Origin of the sequence: Collimonas sp. (assembly GCF_035566555.1) — a bacterium.
GTDB lineage: Bacteria > Pseudomonadota > Gammaproteobacteria > Burkholderiales > Burkholderiaceae_D > Collimonas.
The window spans coordinates 1-7,044 of record NZ_DATMRB010000200.1; the positions used below are offsets into that span (position 1 = coordinate 1).

General features: G+C 60.8%; 8 protein-coding genes. All 8 read right to left on the reverse strand.

Translation table 11 applies throughout. The annotated features are described in order from the left end of the window. The coding region (locus tag VNZ65_RS24785) for an ABC transporter permease (RefSeq protein ID WP_414649215.1) at positions 1–519 on the reverse strand (519 nt) is incomplete at its 3' end. After that, positions 512–1,597: an ABC transporter ATP-binding protein gene (locus VNZ65_RS24790; RefSeq protein ID WP_325673877.1), complete on the reverse strand. Its 1,086-nt coding sequence runs from the start codon at positions 1,595–1,597 to the stop codon at positions 512–514. The genes VNZ65_RS24790 and VNZ65_RS24785, both read right to left, overlap by 8 nt. Positions 1,598–1,837: 240 nt before the next feature. Next, positions 1,838–2,452 carry a methyltransferase gene (locus VNZ65_RS24795; RefSeq protein ID WP_325673879.1) on the reverse strand — a complete coding sequence of 205 codons (615 nt, stop codon included), beginning with the start codon at positions 2,450–2,452 and terminating at the stop codon, positions 1,838–1,840. 2 nt (positions 2,453–2,454) lie between these two features. Then, positions 2,455–4,032: a ubiquinone biosynthesis regulatory protein kinase UbiB gene (ubiB, locus tag VNZ65_RS24800; protein ID WP_325673881.1), complete on the reverse strand. Its 1,578-nt coding sequence runs from the start codon at positions 4,030–4,032 to the stop codon at positions 2,455–2,457. Further along, positions 4,029–4,637, reverse strand: coding sequence for a ubiquinone biosynthesis accessory factor UbiJ (locus VNZ65_RS24805; protein ID WP_325673883.1), 609 nt, complete (start codon positions 4,635–4,637; stop codon positions 4,029–4,031). The genes ubiB and VNZ65_RS24805 overlap by 4 nt, the downstream gene beginning before the upstream one ends. 98 nt (positions 4,638–4,735) lie before the next feature. Further along, entirely contained in the window at positions 4,736–5,695 is a 960-nt protein-coding gene (locus tag VNZ65_RS24810; RefSeq protein ID WP_325673885.1) for a Tim44-like domain-containing protein, read from the reverse strand. Between the two features lie 8 nt (positions 5,696–5,703). After that, positions 5,704–6,438, reverse strand: a complete 735-nt coding sequence (ubiE, locus tag VNZ65_RS24815) for a bifunctional demethylmenaquinone methyltransferase/2-methoxy-6-polyprenyl-1,4-benzoquinol methylase UbiE (RefSeq protein ID WP_325673889.1) — start codon at positions 6,436–6,438, stop codon at positions 5,704–5,706. A 123-nt stretch (positions 6,439–6,561) separates the two neighbouring features. Continuing rightward, a partial coding sequence (locus tag VNZ65_RS24820; RefSeq protein ID WP_325673887.1) for an FAD-dependent oxidoreductase occupies positions 6,562–7,044 on the reverse strand: 483 nt, incomplete at its 5' end.

Sequence of the window (7,044 nt, forward strand, 5' to 3'; positions counted from 1 at the left end):
CACCGAGAACGCGGTAAACAACAGGCGCACCGGTTCGATCCCCACCAGTCCCAGCACATAGTTGACTGCCTGCGTCAGGCCGGATTGCGGACCGAGGATGATCATCCAGGCGTACACACGAATCAGGAAGTTGCTCCAGAACGGCAGGATCACCAGCAGGATCAGCAGGTCGCGGTATTTCTTCGGGCTGCGCGCGATCAGCAGCGCCAGCGGATAAGCCATCAGCAGACAGCAGCAGGTGGTGATCACCGCGTACATCAGCGATTTCAGGAAGATCGCGGTATAGATGAAATCGGAGGTGAATCGCTGGAAGTTTTCCAGCGTCAGGTTAAGCTTGCCGGCCTCGTCGAACACTGGCGCCAGGCCACCGTAGTCGCCGGCATAGCGCACCGAGGCAAACACCATGATCAGGCTGGGGATGGCGAAGAACAGCAGCAGGTAGAACAGCGGCGGCCCGCTGATCAGCCAGCGCGCCAAGCGGCCGCGTTTGTCGGCGTCGTTTATTGCGGCCTTACTCATACAAGAAATGCCCTGCGTCGAATTGCCAGGCGATGTCGACCATGTCGCCGACCTCGAAGAATTTGGCGCGGCCGGCGGCCGAGTTCGCCAGCAAGGCCTCTATCGTGGTGCCGCCTTCGGTCTGCACGATGTACACGGTGACATCGCCCAGGTACAGCAGCTCCTTGACGAAGCCCTTGAAATGGTTTTCCGCGGTATCGGTGCCGATCTCGGCGCTGATATGGATCTTTTCCGGGCGCAGCGCCAGCGTGCCTTTCAAGCCGACCGCCGCATTCGGCGGCACGGCGCTCTTTACCAGCCCGAGGCCGGGCACGTCCAGCTGCATGGCAGCGCCGTCGACGCTGGCGATGGCGCCATCCAGCAAGTTGCAGGTGCCGATAAAATCGGCGACGAAACGGGTGCGCGGGTAACTGTAGATACGCGAAGGCTCGTCCAGCTGTTCGACATTGCCGCGGTTCATGACCGCAATGCGGTGCGACAGCGCCAGCGCTTCGCCCTGGTCGTGGGTGACGTAGACGAAGGTGATGTCGACTTCCTTTTGCAGATTGATCAGTTCAATCTGCATCTGCTCGCGCAGCTTGGCGTCCAGCGCCGACAAAGGCTCGTCCAGCAGCAGCAGCTTGGGACGCGAGACCAGCGCCCGCGCTACCGCCACCCGCTGCCGTTGACCGCCAGACAACTCATGCGGAAAGCGCGCGGCGAAGCCGGTCAGGCGCACGTCTTCCAGCGCCTCTTCGACCCGGAGGCGGATCTGGTCGGCCGGCACCTTGGCCATCTTCAGGGGGAAAGCGATGTTGGCCGAGACCGTCATGTGCGGAAACAGCGCGTAGTTCTGGAATACGGTGCATACCGGCCGGTGTTCCGGCGGACTGCCCACCAGGTCGACGCCATCCAGCAGGATCTGGCCGGAATCCGGCAGATCGAAACCGGCGATCATGCGTAGCAAGGTGGTCTTGCCGCAGCCCGAAGGGCCCAGCAGGGTAAAGAATTCGCCGGCTTCAATTGACAGACTGATATTGTCAACTGCGGCAAAGTCGCCAAAACGACGACTGACGTTACGGATTTCTAGCAGCGCCATATTTAGTCATTTCCAGAAGGGCGAAAAACCGCCAATTGTAGCAAGCTGACTGCAAATTATGTGAAAAAAGCCAGTGTATGTACCTTCGGACATACACTGGCTTTTTTCGGCAAGCAGTCATGTAGGGTGGGCACATCGTGCCCACGCGTGAATTTCCTTCATGTACATGCCATTTCGCTGCCGGGTCGGTTAATACTCCGGTTATCGCGGGTCACGCGTGGGCACAAAGGCGTGCCCACGCTACGGGCGGCGGCGCCACTCCATCCAGCGCTCCTTGCCGGCAAATACGGCAATCGAATCCGTCACATCCTGTTCGTCGGCCAGCTCGAAATCGGCATGCAATAAGCGTTCCAGTTCGGCCCGGGCCATGCCGAACGGCGGCCCTTTAGGCGAGTCGCCGAAAAAGAAGAATCCGGCCAGGGTGGCGCCGGGCGGCAACAGTGCGGCCCAGCGGCTGACGATGTCGCTGCGGCGCTCAGGCGGTAAAGCGCACAGAAAGGCGCGTTCGTAGATGAAGCCCAGCGGTTGCTGCGCCTCATAGGTAAAGAAATCGGCCTGCAGCACGCGGCCGGACCATTTTCCCAGCGCGGCCTGCGCTGCGCTGACGGCGGCGGCGGAAAAGTCGATGGCGGTGACGTCCCAGCCGGCCTCGGCCAGATACGCTACCTCATAGCCGGTACCGCAGCCGGGAATCAGTGTCGACACCGGCTTGCTGCGGTTCACAAATTGCTGCAAAGCCAGCGGCACGCCGCCGGTATCCCAGGGCATGAAGTCCTTCTCGAAACGCTCGCTCCAGAAATCCGGATGCGAAGGATCGCGGCTGGCGAATTTGGGAGTGGACTCAGGCGTCGACATGATTACCACCAGATGGCATGACCAAAGCGCAGGTAGAGCAGCGTCAGCAGCACGCCGACAGCGATGCCGCCGCCGAGATAGACGACGATGCCAAGAAAGTGGTTGGTCTTGCGCTGTTCGGCCAGCAGCTGCCACATCAGCTCGTTGCTGTGTTCTGCGCGCGGCTCGATCATGTGGGTCATCGCCTGGTGCGCCAATCGCGGCAGCTGCGGCAGCAGCTTGCTGTAACGCGGCACTTCGATTTTCAGATGCTGCAGCAGGCCGCGCCAGCCCATCTGCTCGCTCATCCAGCGCTCCAGGTGCGGCTTGGCGGTTTTCCACAGGTCCAGGTCCGGATCCAGCTGACGGCCCAGGCCCTCGACATTCAGCAAAGTCTTTTGCAGCAGCACCAGTTGCGGCTGCACTTCGACGTTGAAGCGGCGCGAAGTCTGGAACAGGCGCAGCAGCACCTGGCCGAAGGAAATGTCTTTCAGCGGCCGGTCGAAGATCGGTTCGCAGCAGGCGCGCACTGCCGACTCCAGTTCGTCGACCCGGGTTTCCTTGGGCGCCCAGCCCGATTCGATGTGCGCTTCCGCCACGCGCTTGTAGTCGCGCTGGAAAAACGCCAGGAAATTCTGCGACAGGTAATCCTTGTCGAAATCGTTGAGAGTGCCGACGATGCCGAAATCGAGCGCGATATAGCGGCCGAAAGTGGCCGGCGCCACCGACACCAGGATATTCCCCGGGTGCATGTCGGCATGGAAAAAGCCGTCGCGGAATACCTGGGTGAAGAAAATCTCGACGCCATCGCGCGACAGCTTGCCGAGATCGACGCCGGCATCGCGCAAGCGGTCCAGCTGCGAAATCGGGATGCCGTGCATGCGTTCCATCACGATCACCGAAGGCGAGCAGTAATCCCAGTACATCTCTGGCACCACCAGCAGATCCGAATCGGCGAAATTGCGGCGCAGCTGGCTGCCGTTGGCGGCTTCGCGCATCAGGTCCAGCTCATCGTGCAGGTACTTGTCGAATTCACCCACCACTTCGCGCGCCTTCAGGCGGCGGCCGTCGGCCCACAGCCGTTCCACCAGGCCGGCGGCGATATGCATCAGCGCCACGTCTTCATCGATGGATTTCTTCATGCCCGGACGCAGCACCTTGACCGCCACTTCCTTACCATCCTTGAGGGTGGCAAAGTGGACCTGGGCGATCGAGGCCGACGCTACCGGCTCGCGCTCGAAACTGGCGAACAGGTCGTCCGGATGGGCTTTCAGAGATTTTTCGATCTGCGCAATCGCCAGCTCGGAACTGAAGGGCGGCACCCGGTCCTGCAGGCGCGCCAGTTCGTCGACCATATCGCCCGGCAGCAGGTCGCGGCGGGTCGACAGCACCTGGCCGAACTTGACGAAAATCGGTCCCAGCTCTTCCAGCGCCATGCGCAGGCGTTCGCCGCGCGGGGCGGAAATGTCGCGCCAGAATATCAGGGTGTCGATCAGCTTGGAAATGCGCGGCGTGTCAAAACCCGACATGGCGATGTCGTCCAGGCCATAACGCACCGCAACGCGGACGATCTTCAGCACTCGCAAAAATTTCAGGATCATGGGGTTTTCAATTTGTTGATGCGTTTCGCCAGGCGCTCCAGGTCGTCGCGCAGCCTGCTGACATCATTCGTAAAATCGGATACAGCCTGCGGCCGCACCAGCATCGGCTGCTCTTCCAGAAAATATTCGGCCAGGTTTTCCGTCAGCTTCTTATGGGTTGAGCGTACCCCGGCGATCAACGAGCTGCCGCCGGCAACGATGCGCACGGCGGCGATATCGCCCACCAGCTTGCTCAGGTCGTGCTCGGCATCCCAGCGCAAACCCTGGCTGACCTGGGAAATCGCATTGGCAAAATCGGCGTCGCCCTCGATCTTCACATAGGAGAAGGCGCGCTCGCGATTTTGCGCAATCAGCGGCAGGTCGGCCAGATTGACACGGATGGTGACGTTAGGCAGATTCACCACCTGGTCATCCGTATCCGCCGGCGGCGCCTGCAGCAAACCGTCGGCGCTGACCTGCCAGCTCAGCTTGACGGCGCCGCCGTCGAAACAGGCGACCTTGCCGGCATGCGAAGCCAGGATACGCTGCGCCCAAGGTTCTTGCGCCAGCAGGTGATTGACCGAAGCAGTGATCGGCTTGAAATTGAGTGGAAGATTCATCGTCATAAAATAAAACCGCCCATGATTATTCATGGGCGGTCCAAGTTTATCAGTTTGTCAGCTCCAGAGCCGGTTTATGCTCCGAGGCGCGGTAAAACAGCTTCTTATGCTGCCACTTGCTGAATTCCCGCCAAAACCCAGCCGCCCTGCCCCGACAAAGGCTTGGACAGGTTCCAGACTTCGGTGAACGGTTCGGCCGAGGCTTCCGGCACTTCCTTGATCAGGCCGGTGAACTTGACGCTGGCCAGGTAATCGTTGCCGATGGTTTCGATGCCCATCAACTCGCCATCCAGCTGCACGACGTCGGTGTTGTTCGGCGAAGCGCCGCGTTCCTGCAACTGCAGGCGCAGCTCACCGAACATTTCCGGCGTAGTGAATTCACGGATATCGTTGATGTCTGCCTTGTCCCAGGCGGCTTGCAGTCGGATGAAATAAGTCTTGGCGCTGCGGACAAAGCCGGGAACGTCGAAATCCGCCGGAATGCCCCATGGACCGCCGTGCGAGGCCGCCGACGGATCGCTTGCCTGCAATGCCGACGGCTGGAACGACGGGCCGGAATTGATGCGAGAACCGATTTCAGGCGTGAAACCGGACGAGTTATTGTCAAAACCGGCCGCCGGCTGATTGCCGCCAAAGTTAGGCGCCGAGCTGGCCCCGGAATAGGCCGCAGGCGCAGAGCTGTTCTTGCGCATGACCAGGCGCACCACAAAGATCACGGCAACTGCCAGCAAGGCCATCATCAGGAACGAGCCGAAAGCGCCGCCCATGCCGAAGTGCGACATCAGAGCACCGAGGCCGAGGCCGAGCAAGGCGCCGCCGAGGATACCCTTCCATGGGCTGGCAGGCTTAGGCGGAATCGCACCCGGCGTAGCGGCAGGCGCTGCCGGCTTGGCTTGATTGGCGCTGCCGAAATTCTGCGACGGCGCGCTTGGCGCCTGGCGCGAAATGCCTGACGACTGCTTGCCGAACGAGCCGCCGCCGCCGAGACGACGGGCGTCGGCGTTCGAGATGGTCATCGACAGGGTGGTTGCCACCATCAGCAACATCAGCAAAACTTTCTTCATGCGAGCTCCTACAGTTTTATGCCGGTATGCAAGGCCGCCACACCGGCAGTTAAATTGAAATACTCAACCCGCTCCAGGCCGGCATCCGTCATCATCTGTTTCAGGGTGTCCTGATCGGGATGCATGCGGATCGATTCCGCCAGGTAGCGGTAGCTTTCAGAATCATTGGCGATTTGCTTGCCCAGCCACGGCAAGACAGAAAACGAATAGACGTCATAGGGCTTTTTCAAAGGCTCCCATACTTTCGAAAACTCCAGCACCAGCAACTTGCCGCCCGGCTTCAGCACACGGCGCATTTCCGCCAGTGCGGCATCCTTGTGCGTCATGTTGCGCAAACCGAAGGCGACCGAGACGCGGTCGAAATAATTGTCCGGGAACGGCAATTTCTCGGCGTCGCATAGCAAGGTGGGGGTGGACAGGCCATTATTCAAGAGACGATCGCGGCCGACCCGCAGCATCGACTCGTTGATGTCGGTCAGCCAGACTTCGCCGGTAGGTCCGGCGCGCTTGGCGAACGCCTTGGCCAGGTCGCCGGTGCCGCCGGCGATATCCAGCACCTTGAAACCGGGGCGTATTGCCGCCTGGGCGATGGTGAAAATCTTCCAGACACGGTGCAGGCCGGCCGACATCAGGTCGTTCATGACGTCGTACTTGGGTGCAACCGAGTGGAAAACTTCGGCGACTTTGTGGACTTTATCGTCCTCGGAGACGGTTTTGTAACCGAAATGCGTGGTGTTGGTCATGGTGGCAAGCTTGTTTTGGCAGACTACCATTATACAAGTCCGGCCGAGGCGTGCCTGGCTTGCCAAATAAACTAGACCGTGTTTTTCATTTAGCCGAAACGGCGATGCATGACACTCAGGCAACTAAGCCTTGTCCGCCTTGCCCGCCGCATTGGCCAGCTTGCTCAGCATCTGGTCCAGCAACCAAGGCTTGCGGTCCTGGTCTTCCGCCAGCTCCTTGCGGCGGATGGCGTTGCGCACCACCAGCGAACCGAGATAGCGCACCGGCTCGGGCGGGAACTGTCCGCGCGGGCCTGCCGCCAGCGGGCTGCGGCTCCAGTCGTTGTCGAGGCCCAGCACCAGCGAGGACAGCAGCTGGCCGCCCATATAACTGGGGCCGACGCCGTTGCCGGAGTAGCCGAAGCCATAAAACACGTTCGGCATGTCGTTGAGACGCCCGAAAAACGGGAAGCCGGTGACCGAGCGGTCCGACGGACCGTTCCAGCTGGCGGTGATCGGCACGCCGGCCAGCGCCGGGAAAAACTCGTGCAGGCTCTGCTTGAGCTGTTGCTCGTAAGGCGAACGCTGGTCGAATACCGGCAGGATGCGGCCGCGCCAGGCGAAGGT

Bases quoted from the DNA above. Each gene is read 5' to 3' on its own strand.
- VNZ65_RS24790 (WP_325673877.1), bottom strand. From the start codon at position 1,597: ATGGCGCTGCTAGAAATCCGTAACGTCAGTCGTCGTTTTGGCGACTTT.
- VNZ65_RS24795 (WP_325673879.1), bottom strand. From the start codon at position 2,452: ATGTCGACGCCTGAGTCCACTCCCAAATTCGCCAGCCGCGATCCTTCG.
- ubiB (WP_325673881.1), bottom strand. From the start codon at position 4,032: ATGATCCTGAAATTTTTGCGAGTGCTGAAGATCGTCCGCGTTGCGGTG.
- ubiE (WP_325673889.1), bottom strand. From the start codon at position 6,438: ATGACCAACACCACGCATTTCGGTTACAAAACCGTCTCCGAGGACGAT.
- VNZ65_RS24805 (WP_325673883.1), bottom strand. From the start codon at position 4,637: ATGACGATGAATCTTCCACTCAATTTCAAGCCGATCACTGCTTCGGTC.
- VNZ65_RS24810 (WP_325673885.1), bottom strand. From the start codon at position 5,695: ATGAAGAAAGTTTTGCTGATGTTGCTGATGGTGGCAACCACCCTGTCG.